The sequence below is a fragment of the Pseudomonas sp. FG36 genome (assembly GCF_057809275.1).
In genome coordinates this window covers 25,441-42,303 of sequence record NZ_JBMDJQ010000031.1, presented here as the reverse complement: position 1 = coordinate 42,303, position 16,863 = coordinate 25,441, and the positions used below count along the sequence as shown (strand labels likewise).

Below are 16,863 nucleotides of genomic sequence, written 5' to 3'. Positions count from 1 at the left end.
GTTGTGGGGCGCCGCAGCGTTGGAATTGTGAGGCGAGGCTGCTTACTCGAATCTGTTGCGCCAGCCAGCCCTTGGCGCGGGGTTGACCGATGGATCAATTATTCAGATCCAAGAGCCACGCAAGCAGATTGGCGCAGACAGGTGCTTGTCTGATTGCGACGCACCATGCGACGGGAAACGACAATGACAATGCGCGCCTACAGAGAACTCCGTTACAAATGAAAAGGGCCGCTTTACGCGGCCCTTGGCATTCAAGACGTGATCAGTTGTGCAGCCCGGCCGCCCTCGCCCGTGCGGCGTGCAGCTTCTTGTAGCTCTCGACCAGGCGCAGGTGGCGGTCCAGCCCCTCGAGCTTCAGGCTGGTGGGGGTCAAGCCATGGAAACGCACGCTGCCGTCCACCGAGCCCAGCACGGCGTCCATCCGCTCGTTACCGAACATGCGGCGCAAGTTGGCCTCGTAGTCGGTCATCTCCAGCTCATCGTCCAGCATCACCTCCAGCACCACGTTCAGCGCCTGGTAGAACAGCCCGCGCTCGACGGTGTTGTCGTTGAACTGCAGGAACATCTCGACCAGCTCCTTGGCGTCCTCGAAGCGCTGCAGCACCAGGTGAATCAGCAGTTTCAGCTCGAGGATGGTCAGCTGGCCCCACACCGTGTTGTCGTCGAACTCGACGCCGATCAGCGTGGTGATGGTGGTGTAGTCGTCCACCTCGGCATTGTCCAGACGCTTGAGCAGCAGCTTCAGCGAGCGGTTGTCCAGCTTGTGCAGGTTGAGGATGTCGGCACGGAAGCCCAGCGCCCGGTTGGTGTTGTCCCAGATCAGGTCCTCGACCGGGTAGATCTCCGAATAACCCGGCACCAGAATTCGGCAGGCGGTGGCGCCGAGGTCGTCGTAAACGGCCATGTACACCTGCTTGCCTAGGTCCTCGAGGATGCCGAACAGCGTCTGCGCCTCCTGCTGGTTGGAGTCCTCGCCGTGGCCCGAGAAGTCCCACTCGACGAACTCGAAGTCGGCCTTGGCGCTGAAGAAGCGCCACGACACCACGCCGCTGGAGTCGATGAAGTGCTCGACGAAGTTGTTCGGCTCGGTCAGCGCCAGGCTGTCGAAGGTCGGCTGCGGCAGATCGTTCAGGCCCTCGAAGCTACGGCCCTGAAGCAGTTCGGTAAGGCTGCGTTCCAGCGCCACCTCGAAGCTCGGATGGGCACCGAACGAAGCGAACACGCCGCCGGTGCGCGGGTTCATCAGGGTCACGCACATCACCGGGAACTCACCACCCAGCGACGCGTCCTTGACCAGCACCGGGAAGCCCTGCTCCTCGAGCCCCTGGATGCCGGCGACGATGCCCGGGTACTTGGCCAGTACCTCCTGCGGCACGTCCGGCAGGCACAGTTCACCTTCGAGGATCTCGCGCTTGACCGCCCGCTCGAAGATCTCCGACAGGCACTGCACCTGCGCCTCGGCCAGGGTGTTGCCGGCGCTCATGCCGTTGCTCAGGTACAGGTTCTCGATCAGGTTGGACGGGAAGTACACCGTCTCGCCGTCGGACTGGCGCACGAACGGCAGCGAGCAGATACCGCGCTCCTTGTTGCCCGAGTTGGTGTCGTACAGGTGCGAGCCGCGCAGCTCGCCATCGGGGTTGAAGATCTCAAGGCAGTAATCATCGAGGATCTCGGCCGGCAGCGCGTCCTTGGGCCCAGGCTTGAACCACTGCTCGTTGGGGTAGTGCACGAACGCGGCGTTGGCGATGTCCTCGCCCCAGAACTGATCGTTGTAGAAGAAGTTGCAGTTCAAGCGCTCGATGAACTCACCCAGCGCCGAGGCCAGCGCCGCTTCCTTGGTCGCGCCCTTGCCGTTGGTGAAGCACATCGGCGACTGCGCGTCGCGCACGTGCAGCGACCAGACGTTGGGCACGATGTTGCGCCACGAGGCGATCTCGATCTTCATCCCCAGCTCCGCCAGCAGGGCAGACATGTTGGCGATGGTCTGCTCCAGCGGCAGGTCCTTGCCGGGGATGTAGGTGGTGGTGTCCGACACCGGCATCAGCAATGCCTGGGCATCGGCGTCGAGGTTGTCGACCTCCTCGATGATGAACTCGGGGCCGGTCTGCACCACTTTCTTCACGGTGCAACGGTCGATGGAGCGCAGGATGCCCTGGCGGTCCTTCTCGGAGATGTCCTCGGGCAGCTCGACCTGGATCTTGAAGATCTGGTTGTAGCGGTTCTCGGGGTCGACGATGTTGTTCTGCGACAGGCGGATATTCTCGGTCGGAATGTCGCGGGTCTGGCAGTACAGCTTGACGAAGTACGCCGCGCACAGGGCCGACGAGGCCAGGAAGTAGTCGAACGGCCCCGGGGCCGAGCCATCGCCCTTGTAGCGGATCGGCTGGTCGGCGATCACCGTGAAGTCGTCGAACTTGGCTTCGAGACGGAGGTTGTCGAGAAAATTGACCTTGATTTCCATGCGCAGGGGTACCAAAAGCAGGCGGGAACAGATAAATGGCGAGCATTATCCGGGATTTTTGCCGGAAAGTGTTGGCCAGCAGCAGATTGGAGCCATCGGCTTACCTACCGCTAGCCCCTGGGACGCGACGGAGCGCGGCCCAGACAATCGCCCTGCTCACCACTGGCTGTAAACCGAAACACAGGCCATTCGTTCCTAGAGCACCTTCCGCCTTATTGTCGCGCCAGGCGCTCTGTAAGGTAGCCGCACATCACAGGACGCTGGGACGTTCCCAGCAAAAAAGGAGTTTGACCTACGTGAGTGAAGAAAAGCACTTGTACCGACTCGTGGGCGAAGAAGGCGCACTGTTAGAAACAGGACGCATACCCGAGGCGATGTTTTTCGACGGCAATCGCTCGATGAACACACGTACTCAAGCAGTTTCCTCGTTCACCATTCATGTTGCCCCGGCCGGAAGCCGGGTGGTGGACGACTTTGGCCGGGAAGCCGGAAACTCATTGACTGGGCATGTATTTATCAGCGCAAGACAACTGGACTTCAACACCGGTACGTTCAAGACCGCCAACATCGGGCTGAGTCCAGGCGCTGATTGGAGGACGAACAAGGATAACCTCTCGTTCAACGACGCCTTCCGTTACCCTGACGCCTCCAGCATGACCGTAGAAGGATCAGGCTTCCCTCACCACGCGAAGGTGGGTGCGCTGTTCGGCAGTATCATGGATTACCAAGCAGGAAAGAAAGCTCCGCCAAACTACAATCTGTTGGCGCAAAACTGCATTCAGTTCGCTCAGGATTTGCTGGAAGGAGCCGGTATAAAAGGCATCAAATTCGCTTTGACGCCCAACGGGGTACAGGACAACCTCGAACATTCCGCCGATAACTATGTGACACCGCTGATCCTGGACCTGAACGGAGATGGCGTGCACACCCTGCAGAGCAGCAGCGGCGTAGGTTTCGACTTCGACGGCCAAGGTCACAAGAGCAAAACTGGCTGGGCCAGCCCGGAAGACGGGCTGCTCGTACTGGACCGCAATGGCGACGGCATTATCGATACAGGCAGTGAGTTGTTTGGCAGTAACAGCCTGGTGAATGCAGGCGCACTGGCCAAGGATGGATTTGAAGCGCTTGCGTTTCATGATGGTAACAAGGATGGCCTGATCAATGCTGAAGATGCCATATGGACGCACTTGCAAGTATGGCAGGACCGAGACTCGGACGGCGTTAGCCAGCAGCAAGAACTCTTCTCGCTGGACACTTTGGGGATCGTTTCCCTTTCATTGACTGCTACCCCTTCGGGCCTGTTCGATGGAGGTGGCAACATTCGCCAGTTAATTTCAAGCATTGAGTGGGTCAATGGCACACAGACCGAACTGGTGGACGTCCTGCTTCACCAGCAGCCCACCTTCGAAGTATCGAACCATTCTCCCAACAAGCTGGTAACCGATAACGGCATGCCTTGTGAACTGGTAGGTCAAAGTGCTATGCCAGAAACCGCAGCGGGGTTTTACCTCGCATGAAGTTTTTCAGGACTCTCACCCTGCTCATGGCGATACTCATGATGACGACACCACTCTCTACCCATGCAGCTGATCGCCTGATCGCGAGCGAACGAATGTTGAGCTATCGCTACTCGGATACCGACCTGCTCTTCACCCCGACCATTCGTGACCGGGCGCCAGAGCCCAGCACCCAGAATGCGTTCGCACAGTTGCATGACAAAGCCGAGCGTGGCGACGCGGACAGCAATTATCTGCTCTACGAACTCTACCTTCTGGAAACGACCTACAACGCACGCTACATACCTCATGGCATGCCCGACCAGGAAAGCGAACAACGCATAAAAATGGCGCTCGACTTTCTTGAGCGCAGCCTTGCGCTCAACCCCAGGCATCCCTTGGCTCTTTACTGCGCAGGGGTGAATCATGAGGTGGGCAAGATCGTGGAGAAAAACCTGCCTAAAGCCGTCCAATACTTCGATCTCGCCGCTCAAAATGGCAATGGCGTGGCAGCGCACCGTCTGTTCGAGATCAATATGATCGGTTACGAGGACATCCCGAAAGACGTGGTAAAGGCAAGGTATTACGCAGAGATGGCCAAACGCCTAGGCAGTCGCTTCCATGAGAACACCACACAGCACTGGGACGAGACGCTCAAATACTACGAACGCTTCAACAAGGTGGAACAACAGTAGCCAACTGCGCCGACCATCCTGGGGGCGGTCGGCGCCCCTTTCACGGTACTCGCCCTAGGCTCGAATCCGCCGCGATGCTTACTCCGCCCTGAAACTCCAGACGATCTCGACCACCCGCGAAGCCAGCACCAGGTAAAGCAAACACAGGATCACCTGCAGCGCCGTGTGATAAGGCAGTTTGGCCAGCCGGTGCAAGGTATCGCTGACATTCAGCAGCAACAACAGCGCCGATACCAGGATCAGCCCCCAGCCGGTAAAGCTAGACACCCACAAGCCCAGCAGGATCTGCTGGTCACCGTGAATTGCCTCGGTGCCTGCGGCGAACAGCAGTGCGCACACCAGCAGGTTCTTCAAGTTGTCGAACACCTTGGCGCTGAGGTCGGCGTCGAGCAGTGCCAGGTACTTTTGCCAGAGTCTGCGCATGGGCCTCTCCCACGGATACAGGTGATGTGCGCAAGTCTAGAAGTGATTGGCCAAGTGCACGCTACCCGTGGCGCTCGCAAAAACCGACCAGGCTCACTAACCTTGGCCAATACACGACCGACAGGGATAGCGAGAGTGCCATGCCCCACTACCAACAGCTCCACCAGGCGGGCTACGCCCTGCTCCGCCAGGCGATCCCGGCACAATGGCTGGACGAGCTGCGTCGGGTGTTCGAGGCCGGGGTGAAACCCTCGGAACACTGGCCAGTGCCCCGCGCCCGGGACTGGCGCCATGCGCAACTGGATGGCGCAGCAGCGGTCCACGCCGTTTGCCGCTTGCCGCATGTGCTGGCAGCGGTTGGCGCGTTGATCGGCGAACGGTTCTTCCTCTACCAGGTCGAGGGGCGCGCCCCCGTTGCCGGGGGTGGCCATCAGCGCCTGCACCGTGACCTGTCGGCGCAGCGCCCGGGCGACACGGTGGGGGTGATGGTCTACCTGGACGATTACGGCCCGGACAACGGAGCCACCCGTATCGTCCCCGGCAGCCATCGCCCCGCCCCGGACGCGCCACCTTTCGACTTCAGTGACGAATCACGCAGCGTCCAGCTTGCCGGGCGAGCGGGCGACGCCCTGGTGTTCGATGTCGACCTGGTACATGCCGGCAGCCTGAACGCCAGCGGTGCACCGCGCCGCGCGCTGCTGATCGGTTATGCCGCCGACCCGCTGTATGCCGTGTTCGAGGGAACCGCGCATCTGCGTGGCGTCCAAATGGACACGCAGCAACGCTTCGAACCCTCGGACTACCCGTTCACGACGCCATGACCTGGCGCTTGGCGTTCTTCTTGACGATGGCCTTCATCCGCACCGCCGCGCGCTGCACGGTCGCCATCTTTTCCGGGCGCTTCATGCCGCGCCATTTGCGGATCTCGTCCCGGGTCCGGCCACAGCTGACGCACAGCTCGCTGTTGAGCTGGCAAACCGAGATGCAGGGATTGTCGATGTCTTTGGCCATGGGGCACTCCGCTGACGGGCGCGTATCATACCGGCTTCGGCCCACGGGGTGCAGGCCAGAGCCTTTGCAGGTAATCCACCTACCGCGCGTGCATGCCCCTTCACCTACCTGAACGCTATACAATACCGCCCCACCGCCTGAACGGAATCAAGCCATGCCCGCTGCCCTGAAACGCCATACCCCTGCGCCACTGCTTGCGCCAGGAGAAACCGTCTTGCTGTTCGACGGTGTATGCAAGCTGTGAAACGGCTGGGCGAAATTCGTGATCCGCCATGATCGCCTTCAACGCATCCGCCTGGCCACGGTGCAGTCAGCGCAGGGCCAGGCGCTGCTTGCCTGGGCGGGCCTGCCGCTAGCGGCGTTCGACACCATGGCGGTGATCCGTGACCAGAACTGCTGGGTGCGCTCCGCAGCGTTTTTCGAAATCGTCCGGCAACTGCCCGGCGCCTGGCCGCTGCTGCGGGTACTGCGCATATGCCCGCAGGGGCTACGGGACTGGCTGTACGATCGCGTGGCACTCAATCGCTATCGCCTGTTCGGCAAGCACGACCAATGCCTGCTACCGAGCCCAGACCACCAGCGACGCTTTCTCGAGGACCAGCCATGAACCGCCTGCGCCAGGTGCACTGGTTGGCGCGCGCCAGCCTGGCGTTCATCTTCGCCTACCACGGGCTGGTGCCCAAGCTGCTGTTTCTCAGCCCCGGTGAGCAGTTGTTGTTGCAGGCCCACGGACTCGGGCATGCAGCCTGGGTGTCACAAATTGCCGGCGTAGCTGAACTGGTACTCGCCGCACTGCTGCTGATGCCGAGCCTGGCCTGGCCGTTGCTGGTCGCCGCGGGCGTGCTGCTTGGGCTGCTGGTGGATGTGGCGGTGATGCAGCCGTCGATGCTGGTGGACGCCTTCAACCCGGTCTCGCTGAACGTGGCAGGCATGGCACTGTGCGCCGTGGCGTGGACCTCAAGGCAGCGCCATACCTCTGACAGCTGAACGAAGCGCGCTGCGCAGCAGTCGGAACTGCAGGCCCTCAGCAAGGAAACCGCCCCATGGCCGTACTGCTCGCTGCCTTCCTCACCCTGCTCATGCTGATGGCAGGCGCGATGGCACGGGCGTCGGAAGGCCGCAGTGCCGCACCTTCACCTGGCAACATTTGGACGCAAAATGTTGGCGCATATCTTCGCCCGCATCGCTAGAATGGCCGCCTGGCGTGTGCTGCGTGCGCCCGGGAGCCTTCCCGAATACGGAGAACATTCATTTGTTTTCCGTGAGATTCGTCCATGTTGCACGCATGCCCCCATTCCCCATGGCCCTTCCTGCCCCGTGTCTTCACGGCGTGGGTTGCTGCGCCGCATTCCCCATCCTTCTTCTCGCCCTTCGCCGCAGTGGCCCGTCCAGTCCGGAGCCAGCGTCTCGCCGTGTCCGTTGCCCGCCGCGCCACTGCCATTGCGAGGGTGATGCCATGAACGAGGACCGTTACATGACTGCACCCCTTCCTACCGTCAAGCCGCGCTCGATGCTGCGTCACCTGCTGGCCACCGAAGCGGCCGGCGGCGTATTGCTGATGTTCACCGCCGCGCTGGCCATCGTCATCGCCAACAGCCCCTGGGCCGGTGCCTACCAGCACCTGCTGCACTTGCCCGTCGGCCCGGTGCTGACCGACATACTCGGCCCGATGACCGTGCACATGTGGATCAACGATGGTTTGATGGCGATCTTCTTCCTGCTGGTGGGCCTGGAGATCAAGCGCGAGCTGGTAGACGGCCGCCTGGCCAGCTGGGAGCAACGCCGCCTGCCGGCCCTGCCGGCAATGATGGGCATGGCCGTGCCGGCGCTCATCTACCTGGCGGTGGCTGGCGGTGAACCCGGGCTGTCCAACGGCTGGGCGATCCCCGCCGCCACCGACATCGCCTTCGCCGTCGGCGCCCTGGCCCTGCTCGGGCGGCATGCGCCGCTGTCGCTCAAGGTGATGCTGGTGTCGGTGGCGATCATCGACGACATGGGCGCGGTGGCAATCATCGCGGTGTTCTACACCTCGTCGCTGAACCTGCTGGCACTGGCGGGTGCCGCCGGCATCATCGCCATCCTGCTGGCCTGCAACCGCCTGCGCGTGGTCAGCCTGTGGCCCTACCTGATCGGCGTGGCCGCGCTGTGGTACGTGACCCTGCTGTCAGGCGTGCACGCCACCATCGCCGGCGTGGTCGGCGCCCTGTTGATCCCGTACAGCACAGGCAGCAGCGAGGCCCGCGAGGCCAGCCCGCTGCTCAAGCTGGAGCATGGCCTGGCACCGTGGGTCGGTTTCCTCATCGTGCCTGCTTTCGGCTTTGCCAACGCCGGCGTCTCGTTCGGCGACCTGGGCCTTGACGACATCTTTGCCCCGCTGCCGCTGGCCATTGCCCTGGGCCTGCTGCTGGGCAAGCAGCTCGGCGTGTTCGGTGGCGTGCTGCTGGCGGTCAAGACCGGCCTGGCCAGCAAGCCCCAAGGCGCCAGCTGGCTGCAGATCTACGGCGTGGCAATGCTCTGCGGTATCGGCTTCACCATGAGCCTGTTCATCGGCGAACTGGCCTTCCCGGGCCAGGCCGAGAAAGTCGATGCAGCCAAGATCGGCATCTTGTTGGGCTCGTTGCTGTCGGCAGTCATCGCCTGCCTGATCCTGCGATTTGCGCCCAAGCAGGCCGCTTGAAGTAGCCCCACGGCCCGCGCCTGCTCGACAGCTCAGTGGCTGTCGAGCAGGCGCAGAAAGGTGTCGCGGACCTTCACATTGTCACTGTGACCGACATTGAAACGCATGAATGCCCGGGCATCGGCCTGGGCGCTCAGCAAGGTGCCAGGTGACAGCACCAGACCATGCTGCAAGCCGCTCATGGCGATGGCCTCACCATCGACACCGGCGGGTAGCCGGGTCCACAAGAACAGCCCCTCCCCTTGGCACGACGCCACCTCGCACCCTGCCTCGCGCAACCAGCCAGCCACCCGCCCACTGGCCTCATGCAGCCGATCGACGACCCTGCGCGTATGCCGCTCATAGCTCCCTTCAGTCAGCAGGCGATGAATCACCTGCTCGGTCAGCTCGGACGTCACGCCGCCGCACTTCATCTTGAGCAGCGTCAGTTGCCCCGCCAGTTCGGCACCCACGGCCAGGTAGCTGACGCGACAATTGGCGGTAAGGGTCTTCGAGTAGCCACAGACATAGCTGACATTGTCCAGCCCACCCACCCCTGCCAGCCGCGGCGTGCGTTTATGCTGGATATCGCAGTACAGATCATCTTCGATGACGTGCACCCCATAGCGCTGGCACAGCTCCAGCAGGCGGTGGACCTGCAATGCCGAAAAGGAATGCCCAGTCGGATTGTGCAAGGCACTGTTGGTCAGGTAGACCCGCGGGCGATGGGCAATCAGCAGTTGCTCGAAAGCCACGAAATCGATGCCTTCCACCGATCGCGCCACGCAAACCGGGAGGGCGCCGTGGTAATGCAGGTTGGCGCGGAAGTTGAAATAGCACGGGTCGTCGACCAGAACGCTGTCCCCCCTGCGCAGGATCAGGCGCATCAGCATGTCCACGCCTTGCATGGTGTTGGCGGTGGTGACGATCTGCTCGACCGGGACATCGATGCCCAAGGTGCCGAGCTTGAGGCGCAGCCATTGACGCAGCGGCAGGTAGCCTGCCGCCGAGCCGTACTCTCCCATGCGCAACTCGCTGGCCCGCAGGCACCCGCGCATGGCCTTGAGCAGGGTATCCACGGGCATCCATGAGGGCGGCAGGAAGCCGCAGCCAGGGCGCAACATGCCATTGTCCGTCAGCAGTGCATGACGGAGCACACTCACCGGGTCCTGGGGAAGCAGATTGCGCACAGCCTCCGTGCCCATGACCTGGGCATCGCGTGCCACATAGTGGCCAGCGCCCTGGCGCGATACCACCAGCCCGGTGGCGCGCAGTCGGTCCAGGGCTTCCACCACCGTGGACTTGCTCACCCCCAACAGCTCGGTCAACTCGCGAATGGGCGGCAACCGCACCCCTGGGGCCAAAGCCCCATGCCCGATGGCTTCGGTAAAACCCTCGGCAATCTGCTGCACCAGCGGTTGCCCCGGCTGGAGTTCGATGGCGGCGATCACCGCGCGCTGTCGCTGCATTGTACTGGTCGTCCCGGCAGTAAAGTTCAGAGGTTTCCATCCGAAGTTGCCCTGCCCCTGCGGCCAGCGCCTTTCTACTATGCATCGGCATCCGGCTTGCGCCTAGCGCATACCGCCCCAAGGCCATGAAGAGACCGAGAAGCGCCCTATGTCCCGTGAAGCACAGTTTGCCGCGATACTTGATCAGCTGGGTTATTCCTTCGAAGCAGGGTTGAAACTCGGTGGCGACTACGCCGCCACCGTGCGCCATGAGGGCGTTGTGTACGTCAGCGGGCAGATCCCGCGCATTGACGAAGAGGTGATCCACCCCGGCCGGGTGGGGAGCGAAGTCAGCCTGAAGGATGCACGCACCGCAGCCATGGTCAGCGCCCTGCGCTGCCTGGCATTGGTGCGTGAACAGGTTGGTTCGCTGGATAACATCCGCGCCATCCTGCGCATGACCGTGTTCGTGCAGTCGGCCGATGCGTTCACCCGACAGAGCGAGGTGGCCAACGGTGCTTCGCAGGTCCTGTACAGTGTGTTTGGCGAAGCCGGCGCTCATACACGAACTTCGGTCGGCGTGCTCAGGCTGCCGAAGAATGCCCCCGTGGAAATCGACCTGATCGCTGCGGTGACGTGATGCCCCAGGCATGGCGTGCTACCGCACGCCTCAACCGCGCACCACCGATACCCCGCCATCCACCACCATCGCCGACCCGGTCATGAAGCTTGATGCGTCCGAGGCCAGGAACAGTGCCGCCTCGGCGATTTCCTCCGGCCTGGCCAGGCGTTTGAGGGCGTGCAACCCTTCGACATGGGCCTGGGCCTCGGGGCTGCTCATCACACTACGCCCCATCGGCGTGTCGGTACCGCCCGGCAGCAGCGCATTGGCGCGTATACCCCGGGCGCCCTGCTCCGCCGCGATGACCTGGACCAGGCCGACCAGGCCCGCCTTGCTGGCCGCGTAAGCAGCCATGCCCGGCATGCCCACCGTGTGGCCGACAAAGGTCGAGGTGAAGATCAGCGAGCCACCGCCACGGGCCAGCAGCGCCGGAATCTGCGCTTGTGCGCAGAGGAAAGCGCTGGTCAGGTTGGTATGCAAGGTGTGTTGCCAGGCGTCCAGCGTCAGCTCGGAAACAGCAGCCAGCTCACCGAGGGTGCCTGCATTGTTGAAGGCGATGTCCAGGCCACCAAAGCGCGACACCGCCGTGTCCACCAGTTCCCTGGCCAGCGCCGCGTCGGTGATGTCACCGGCCACCGTAAAGACCCGGCCGTATCCGGCTGCCGTGATGTCCGCCGCCAACAGCTCGAGTTCGGCCTGGCGCCGCGCTGTGAGCACCAGATTGGCGCCGTGCCGGGCGAACAGTTTCGCCGCCGCACGGCCGATGCCAGAGCTGGCACCGGTGATGATTGCCACTTTGCCTGCCAGTTGCATGATCTGTACCTCGTCCTGAAGGTGATTTGCAGGGTGCGCGGGTACTATCGGGTGCGGTGCGAGGAGATGCTCTCCGTTTCTTGCGGACTGCGGTCAGCCGACAGCAAGATCTGACCACCCTCTGGCGCCTCCGCAAGCTTACGTGCAGTCATCGAACCCATGCCCAGACATCTGCGGCACCACTACCGACACCTCTCTACGAACTGCCACGCGAATCCTTCCTTCTGCATCGACTTTCTCCTCACACGGCCCCACCACCTCTGATCAGGCGCCCCTCGGCCTCCAGCTCACCACATGCATTGCCTTCTGGTACAAGGCGAATGTCTACGCGACGATTTTCCGCCCGCCCATCGAGGGTGTCGTTGCTGCTGACCGGCTGGCTGGCCGCGACACCTTGAACAGCAAAGCAACTGTCCGGGATGTTCCCCATACGCTGCATCCAGTCGCGCACGGCTGAAGCACGGGCACGGGACAGGTCAAGGTTCTTGGCAGCATCACCCCGAGCATCGGCATGCCCGGAGATCACGATCAGCCAACCCGGTCGAGCCTTGATGCCGACCAGTGCGTTGATCAGCAACTTGGTAGAACCTGGCTTCAGTTCGGCACTGCCCGAATCGAACAAATTCAGGCTGTCGAGTTGGATCGGTTCAGGCGTGGGGGGCTCTTCGACTTGCCTGGATGCCCATTCTTGCCAGCCGAGCCACCCCACAAGGACACTGGTGACCGTCAGTGTCAGCAACCAGGGCAACATCGCGCGCTTCTGCGCCGCAGGTTCGACCACAAAGGTGTAGGTCGGTGGTGCTGAGACAACTGCGGCGATCGGAGAGCTAAACGCTGGCTCGGCGGATGATGCCCATGACTGCAACGGAAGCGGCATCGGCACGTCCCGGCTTCCCGACATCCGCTGCATCACGCTGTTGATCTGCTGTCGGAACACCTCCAGCGAAGCCAAGGGGGCGTGGCCAAGCCGCTCCACACGGTGCTCCAGCCGCCCCAGCTCAACGATCAGTTCCCTCAACGTAGCCAGGCTCGATCCGCCCCATTCCAGCATTCGGACCAAGGGATGTAGCTGAGCAAACAACCAGGCGATGAGATCGATCCGAGCTGAAGCCTGCACTGGCCACAAGCGCGGCCACTTGTCCGCGAGAGTAGAGAGCAATGCCACCCCCTCGGTCAAACCAGCGAGCCCAGTACGGTAGCTGCGCGCCAGGATGAAGGCCACCGCCGTCTGCAGCTCCACCCCGTTGCGCTCGAAGAGCCTCATGCACAACGCTTCGACTTTTGCCCAGTCAACGTCAGGACACGCGGGGTGATCAAGCTTGGCCAACTCGCCGCGCAACACGTTGAACTCATCAAAACTGCCTGGGTCGCCTCCCAGGCGAATCCGCATTTCAAAAAGCGCCGTCATCTGGACTCCTTGTCCGTAGGTCTATGGCTTGGTGAGATAGCCTTCCTGCTTCAGGTGGCGCACAACCACTCTCCCGTCAGATGCAAGCGTGGTCCCGAAGGTGGCCCGGCCACCGCCTTTGATGCGTACGTCGAGTGCGTACTCCAGATGGCCTGGCCGTCGCTGAGTCAGCAACTCGATGCGCACCTCTTCGAGCCGCGGCTCATACCTGCGCAAGGTGCTCACGATGTCATTCATCAAACCATGGGCCGAGGCCGGCAACCCTTGCAGGACCGTGCCCATGTCCGGCAAACCATAGTCCGGAAGATGGGCAAGTGTTCCGGCCCGGCTGTTTAGAATGCGCTGAAGATTGTCCAGAACCGAAAGCGTCAGTTGATCATCATCACTGACCCGGCCCAGCTCCAACTCGCCGCTGAAGTTCTGCAGCAACGTTTCGTAAAGCGAAGGGCTTGGCTCGATCATATGTTCAGTCCTCGGTGTGCGGGCGCAAGTTCAAGCGGTTGTCACCCAGTTCGACGACCCTGGGCAGGTCCGGGTCGAGGTCATCACGCTGCAAGGTCAGACGCCACGCGTTTTCCTCCATGTCCGGGTTGCGGAACAAGGCAATCACGGCGATGTACTGAGCCTCGCTGTTCATAGGTGTGCTGAGCTGAGCCGCCTCGCCTGGTTTGACCACTACAGCCATTTCGTTCAACAGGTCGCCAGCCAGCACACGCTCGCCGTCGCTGACCAGATCATCGTAGGTTGCTCGGTCCAGAACCTTGTGATCACGCAGCTGGTAGACACGCACCAGCACCGGAACGGACAACCCGCTCATCTCGATGCTGTCAGTATTCATCGCTGAGCGACCGGTGAAGTCCAGATGCACTGTTTTGACTTGCTTGTAGAACATCGCATGGGCCGTGGAAGCGGTGCCATCCACGATCTTCTGGGTGAGGCCACAGCCGCCCAGCAGTATCGCCAGCGCCACGACCGTGAAGCGTTTAGAAGCGGTACGCCACATGCGCTACCTCCCTGTTGCAAGGATTCAGTTGCAGGCCTTGATAGCGGCCCAGGTTGACTGTGATGGTGTCGGCGTGGGCCGTTGCCTCGTCGCCCGTTGGCAAGCCCAGTACTGCCGTCATTCCCAACCTGACTTGCTTACGCCCGAGTACCGGCACGGGTAACAGACGCAGCGGAATCGACAGCTGTAGCTTGGCCGTACAGCGCCACCCCAGGTACACCTCCAGCAGCACTTGCAAGTCGAGCAGCAGTTGCCCACCAGGAAGCCACTCACGCGCTTCATCCGGGTCATCGGTGTGCAGCAGCAGGCGCAACTGACTGTTCGCATCAGTTCCGACAGCGCCTAACGGCATGCCCTGGGAAAGACTGACCGGACTATCGGTTGCCAGGCTGGCCTGCTGTACAAGTACAACCCGGTGTGGCCAATGCCCGGTGACATGCGCCTCTGTGCTCGGTGCTAGCAGCTTGACCAACGCGGCAATGCCCTCGGCGTTGCGGGTGGGCAAGCGCATCACGCTGAGCAACGCCAGGAAGCGTGAGATGGGCGTGGCGATACGCTCGGCCGTACCCGGTATCCCAAGCCCGATCAAGCCCAACAGGCACTGTGAGGTCGCATCGCGCCCGCCCGCCTCAAAGGTCGCGGGATACGAGTACTTGCGCCAGATCCGATAGAACTGCGTGAATACCCGATGGTTGAAGATGTCGAGAAATGCCTCTACTGCCTCGTGGCCCTCGCGGCGCTGGGCGATGTCGTCCAGATAAACAGTTGGCAGAGGCGAATCGACACCGTACAAACCCAGTAGCCGCGTTCGTACCGTTACAGGGCGCTCGGGACAGGCGTCGTCGAACTCTATGGCCTTCAACTCACTGGCGGGAAACCCCATGCCCGGGTCGGGCCGAAAGCGGACCCCGTCATCGACCGGGTGTGTAGTAGTGCCCAGCGGTGGGTGATCGGCCAGTACCTGCTCCAGCAACTGGCAGACGCGATACACGTTGGCCGAGGCAACCTGCCCCTGCAGTACCTGCAAAAGCCCTTCAGCCTTCAGCCGGGAATACGCTGACTGTGATGTTCGCTCCATCGCAGGCACCTCCCCGTAGGTTGCAGGATCAACGTCAATTGCGTGCACAAGTGAATGTCGGCATACAGGGCGAAGAACCGGCTGAGCATTTCGCCGAACAGGCTGATGTCCCCCTCCCCCGAAAAGCCATTGCTGTCGATCGTCACCTCGATATCCACGCCGCGCAGCAGAAACCCTTTTTCGAACCGCTGGATAAGGTGATGCTGGACCTCAACGATGGCCTCCAAGCGGCGGCGATTGGCTTCGCTACCCGTCCACTCGTACAAGGCCAGCGTGCCTCGCAGCACTTCGGCACTGTTGAGCATGGGCAAGAAGTTCGAGCCCAGATGGCTCAGCACTCGCCAGTGGAAACGGTCACGATTCGGCGGATAGCACGGCAGCGTGGGTGAGGTCAGGTTGCGCACCTGCAGCCCGGCCTGGGTGGATTGCGCGGCAGCGTCGAGCAACGTACTGCGCAGCGCCTTGCGCGGCAGCTGGCCATTGGTCCCGGTAAGGCGCAGTGACAGGGTTTTGCGCTTGAGCAACACATCCTTGTCAAAGCCTTCCCCGCCCAGGATCAGCCAAGTGTCATGCAGACCATTGGCGCCCTGTCTGAGGCGAGTATGAAAGTACCTCTCCGGGGCTTCATCGCGGAGCATGCCACCCTTGTGGCGAAAGCTGCTGAAAGGCACGTAGTCCTGACGGACACTGTTCTTCGTACCGGACACCCTGTCTACGGAATAGATTTCCGTGTGCCCGTCCTGTAGCCGCATCGGGCGCAGCAGATACTCGCTCTGCAGCGGGTCCAGATTGAGCGGGTCGGCCTCCAGGGGAAACAGGTTGATCACTGGAACCGCGTGCAAGCGAATGTGCTCCTGGTTCGGTATGAAGGCATGCGACCACGCTTCATCAAGCACGACTTCCAGTTCGAACCACGGGGCTTGCGCCGGTATCGCAAGTGACTCCAGTCCACACAGTGTGACGAACATGAACTTCTCACGGAACGTGAAGTACTCAAGCAACAGTTGATAGCCGCTGAAGGCACTGTCGCCTTTGGGCCAGAGACGGTCATGGTCGGCGAAGCCCTTGGCCTTGAAATGGCCTTCAAATAACTGGCGTTCTGCCTCACCCGGCATTCGCACATACAGCGCCTGTACCTTCAAGGTCAGTGCTTGATGCAATGCGCTGGCCAGCGCTGCATCAGCATTCAGGTACAGCGGTAATCGGGACAAATCCAGTTGACTCCAATCGGCCAATTCTCCACAGGCAAATCGCAGGCGCAGCACTGCGCGCCCACCGGGTTCATGATCCAGACGTACGGATCGCAGGTGGAGCGGTTGAAGTGTCAAATCCTGTGTAGTGGAATAGCGGCAGCGAGTACGTTGCGGACCCACTGGCTGAGACAGCACCTAGAACCCTCTGGCAATGGTTTCGCTGGCCTTCATCTGGCTGATATCAGGCATCAGCTCAACGATGGCCAGCGAAGGGATCGTCCGCAGGTAATGCGGCCACAGCAGGCTGACCAGCCCCTCGGTCAGTTCGGGCAAATCGTCGTCCAGTTTTTCGCGCAGACGCCCCATCAAGAACGCAAAACCCTCGAACAGGCGCTCCACATAAGGGTCCTGCGCCCCAGGTTTATCCAGATTCAGCTGCGCGGCGCGGTCCGGGAACGCCTGGGCAAATTCTTTACCCGCTTCATGCAGGTAGCGCATCTCGGCATCGAAGTACCGCAGGGTTGGGTTGTCCTTGTTCAAAACAGGATCCTGATCA

General features: G+C 61.8%; 16 protein-coding genes and 2 pseudogenes. 8 read left to right on the top strand and 10 right to left on the bottom strand.

Going from position 1 to position 16,863, the window contains the following annotated elements; all coding sequences use genetic code 11:
* Window positions 1-262: 262 nt before the first annotated feature.
* Entirely contained in the window at window positions 263-2,461 is a 2,199-nt protein-coding gene (locus ACODS9_RS20700) for an OsmC domain/YcaO domain-containing protein (protein WP_489094651.1), read from the bottom strand.
* A 296-nt stretch (window positions 2,462-2,757) separates the two neighbouring features.
* On the opposite strand from ACODS9_RS20700, the gene ACODS9_RS20695 reads away from it, so the two are divergent.
* Both ACODS9_RS20695 and ACODS9_RS20690 read left to right on the top strand, forming a co-directional pair.
* Window positions 2,758-3,978, top strand: coding sequence for a hypothetical protein (locus ACODS9_RS20695; protein WP_489094650.1), 1,221 nt, complete (start codon window positions 2,758-2,760; stop codon window positions 3,976-3,978).
* A gap of 38 nt (window positions 3,979-4,016) precedes the next feature.
* Entirely contained in the window at window positions 4,017-4,652 is a 636-nt protein-coding gene (locus tag ACODS9_RS20690) for an SEL1-like repeat protein (RefSeq protein ID WP_489094649.1), read from the top strand.
* Window positions 4,653-4,730: 78 nt separating this feature from the next.
* On the opposite strand, the gene ACODS9_RS20685 is transcribed toward ACODS9_RS20690, so the two are convergent.
* On the bottom strand, window positions 4,731-5,075 hold the full coding sequence (locus ACODS9_RS20685; protein WP_023630028.1) for a hypothetical protein: 345 nt from the start codon (window positions 5,073-5,075) through the stop codon (window positions 4,731-4,733).
* A gap of 140 nt (window positions 5,076-5,215) precedes the next feature.
* On the opposite strand from ACODS9_RS20685, the gene ACODS9_RS20680 reads away from it, so the two are divergent.
* Entirely contained in the window at window positions 5,216-5,896 is a 681-nt protein-coding gene (locus ACODS9_RS20680) for a phytanoyl-CoA dioxygenase family protein (RefSeq protein ID WP_489094648.1), read from the top strand.
* Here the strand turns inward: ACODS9_RS20680 and ACODS9_RS20675 are convergent.
* Entirely contained in the window at window positions 5,883-6,086 is a 204-nt protein-coding gene (locus tag ACODS9_RS20675) for a DUF1289 domain-containing protein (RefSeq protein ID WP_489094647.1), read from the bottom strand. The two genes, ACODS9_RS20680 and ACODS9_RS20675, sit on opposite strands and share 14 nt — an antisense overlap.
* Before the next feature lie 154 nt (window positions 6,087-6,240).
* Here ACODS9_RS20675 and ACODS9_RS20670 point away from each other — a divergent pair.
* The 4 genes and pseudogenes from ACODS9_RS20670 to nhaA all read left to right on the top strand — a co-directional run bounded on the left by ACODS9_RS20670 (window position 6,241) and on the right by nhaA (window position 8,763).
* Window positions 6,241-6,693: pseudogene (locus ACODS9_RS20670) on the top strand (thiol-disulfide oxidoreductase DCC family protein).
* The gene (locus ACODS9_RS20665; protein ID WP_489094646.1) at window positions 6,690-7,073 is read left to right on the top strand and encodes a DoxX-like family protein; all 384 of its coding nucleotides are present in this window, start codon (window positions 6,690-6,692) and stop codon (window positions 7,071-7,073) included. Before ACODS9_RS20670 ends, ACODS9_RS20665 begins: the two are co-directional and overlap by 4 nt.
* A 56-nt stretch (window positions 7,074-7,129) precedes the next feature.
* Window positions 7,130-7,276: a hypothetical protein gene (locus ACODS9_RS20660; protein WP_489094645.1), complete on the top strand. Its 147-nt coding sequence runs from the start codon at window positions 7,130-7,132 to the stop codon at window positions 7,274-7,276.
* 284 nt (window positions 7,277-7,560) lie between these two features.
* Complete coding sequence (nhaA, locus tag ACODS9_RS20655; protein ID WP_489094644.1) at window positions 7,561-8,763, top strand: Na+/H+ antiporter NhaA; 1,203 nt, start codon at window positions 7,561-7,563, stop codon at window positions 8,761-8,763.
* A gap of 32 nt (window positions 8,764-8,795) precedes the next feature.
* Here the strand turns inward: nhaA and ACODS9_RS20650 are convergent, their stop codons facing one another.
* A complete protein-coding gene (locus ACODS9_RS20650) occupies window positions 8,796-10,211 on the bottom strand; it encodes an aminotransferase-like domain-containing protein (protein WP_489094643.1) in 1,416 nt (471 codons plus the stop codon).
* Between the two features lie 148 nt (window positions 10,212-10,359).
* Here ACODS9_RS20650 and ACODS9_RS20645 point away from each other — a divergent pair, with 148 nt between their 5' ends.
* Window positions 10,360-10,830: a RidA family protein gene (locus ACODS9_RS20645; protein WP_401111301.1), complete on the top strand. Its 471-nt coding sequence runs from the start codon at window positions 10,360-10,362 to the stop codon at window positions 10,828-10,830.
* 30 nt (window positions 10,831-10,860) lie between these two features.
* On the opposite strand, the gene ACODS9_RS20640 is transcribed toward ACODS9_RS20645, so the two are convergent.
* The 6 genes and pseudogenes from ACODS9_RS20640 to tssF all read right to left on the bottom strand — a co-directional run bounded on the left by ACODS9_RS20640 (window position 10,861) and on the right by tssF (window position 16,847).
* Complete coding sequence (locus tag ACODS9_RS20640) at window positions 10,861-11,625, bottom strand: SDR family oxidoreductase (RefSeq protein ID WP_489094642.1); 765 nt, start codon at window positions 11,623-11,625, stop codon at window positions 10,861-10,863.
* Window positions 11,626-11,866: 241 nt separating this feature from the next.
* Window positions 11,867-13,033 (bottom strand): OmpA family protein, encoded by a 1,167-nt coding sequence (locus ACODS9_RS20635; protein WP_489094641.1) that lies wholly within the window; start codon window positions 13,031-13,033, stop codon window positions 11,867-11,869.
* A gap of 21 nt (window positions 13,034-13,054) precedes the next feature.
* A complete protein-coding gene (gene tssE / locus ACODS9_RS20630; RefSeq protein WP_489094640.1) occupies window positions 13,055-13,495 on the bottom strand; it encodes a type VI secretion system baseplate subunit TssE in 441 nt (146 codons plus the stop codon).
* 4 nt (window positions 13,496-13,499) lie between these two features.
* On the bottom strand, window positions 13,500-14,036 hold the full coding sequence (tssJ, locus tag ACODS9_RS20625; RefSeq protein ID WP_489094639.1) for a type VI secretion system lipoprotein TssJ: 537 nt from the start codon (window positions 14,034-14,036) through the stop codon (window positions 13,500-13,502).
* Window positions 14,017-15,114: a type VI secretion system baseplate subunit TssG gene (tssG, locus tag ACODS9_RS20620; RefSeq protein WP_489094638.1), complete on the bottom strand. Its 1,098-nt coding sequence runs from the start codon at window positions 15,112-15,114 to the stop codon at window positions 14,017-14,019. The genes tssJ and tssG overlap by 20 nt, the downstream gene beginning before the upstream one ends.
* Window positions 15,078-16,847: pseudogene (gene tssF, locus ACODS9_RS20615) on the bottom strand (type VI secretion system baseplate subunit TssF). Before tssF ends, tssG begins: the two are co-directional and overlap by 37 nt.
* Window positions 16,848-16,863 lie beyond the last annotated feature (16 nt).

Excerpts from the sequence above, each read along its gene's own strand:
- ACODS9_RS20700 (WP_489094651.1), bottom strand. The coding sequence starts at position 2,461 with ATGGAAATCAAGGTCAATTTTCTCGACAACCTCCGTCTCGAAGCCAAG.
- ACODS9_RS20690 (WP_489094649.1), top strand. The coding sequence starts at position 4,017 with ATGATGACGACACCACTCTCTACCCATGCAGCTGATCGCCTGATCGCG.
- ACODS9_RS20685 (WP_023630028.1), bottom strand. The coding sequence starts at position 5,075 with ATGCGCAGACTCTGGCAAAAGTACCTGGCACTGCTCGACGCCGACCTC.
- ACODS9_RS20680 (WP_489094648.1), top strand. The coding sequence starts at position 5,216 with ATGCCCCACTACCAACAGCTCCACCAGGCGGGCTACGCCCTGCTCCGC.
- ACODS9_RS20675 (WP_489094647.1), bottom strand. The coding sequence starts at position 6,086 with ATGGCCAAAGACATCGACAATCCCTGCATCTCGGTTTGCCAGCTCAAC.
- ACODS9_RS20665 (WP_489094646.1), top strand. The coding sequence starts at position 6,690 with ATGAACCGCCTGCGCCAGGTGCACTGGTTGGCGCGCGCCAGCCTGGCG.
- ACODS9_RS20660 (WP_489094645.1), top strand. The coding sequence starts at position 7,130 with ATGGCCGTACTGCTCGCTGCCTTCCTCACCCTGCTCATGCTGATGGCA.
- nhaA (WP_489094644.1), top strand. The coding sequence starts at position 7,561 with ATGACTGCACCCCTTCCTACCGTCAAGCCGCGCTCGATGCTGCGTCAC.
- ACODS9_RS20650 (WP_489094643.1), bottom strand. The coding sequence starts at position 10,211 with ATGCAGCGACAGCGCGCGGTGATCGCCGCCATCGAACTCCAGCCGGGG.
- ACODS9_RS20645 (WP_401111301.1), top strand. The coding sequence starts at position 10,360 with ATGTCCCGTGAAGCACAGTTTGCCGCGATACTTGATCAGCTGGGTTAT.
- ACODS9_RS20640 (WP_489094642.1), bottom strand. The coding sequence starts at position 11,625 with ATGCAACTGGCAGGCAAAGTGGCAATCATCACCGGTGCCAGCTCTGGC.
- ACODS9_RS20635 (WP_489094641.1), bottom strand. The coding sequence starts at position 13,033 with ATGACGGCGCTTTTTGAAATGCGGATTCGCCTGGGAGGCGACCCAGGC.
- tssE (WP_489094640.1), bottom strand. The coding sequence starts at position 13,495 with ATGATCGAGCCAAGCCCTTCGCTTTACGAAACGTTGCTGCAGAACTTC.
- tssJ (WP_489094639.1), bottom strand. The coding sequence starts at position 14,036 with ATGTGGCGTACCGCTTCTAAACGCTTCACGGTCGTGGCGCTGGCGATA.
- tssG (WP_489094638.1), bottom strand. The coding sequence starts at position 15,114 with ATGGAGCGAACATCACAGTCAGCGTATTCCCGGCTGAAGGCTGAAGGG.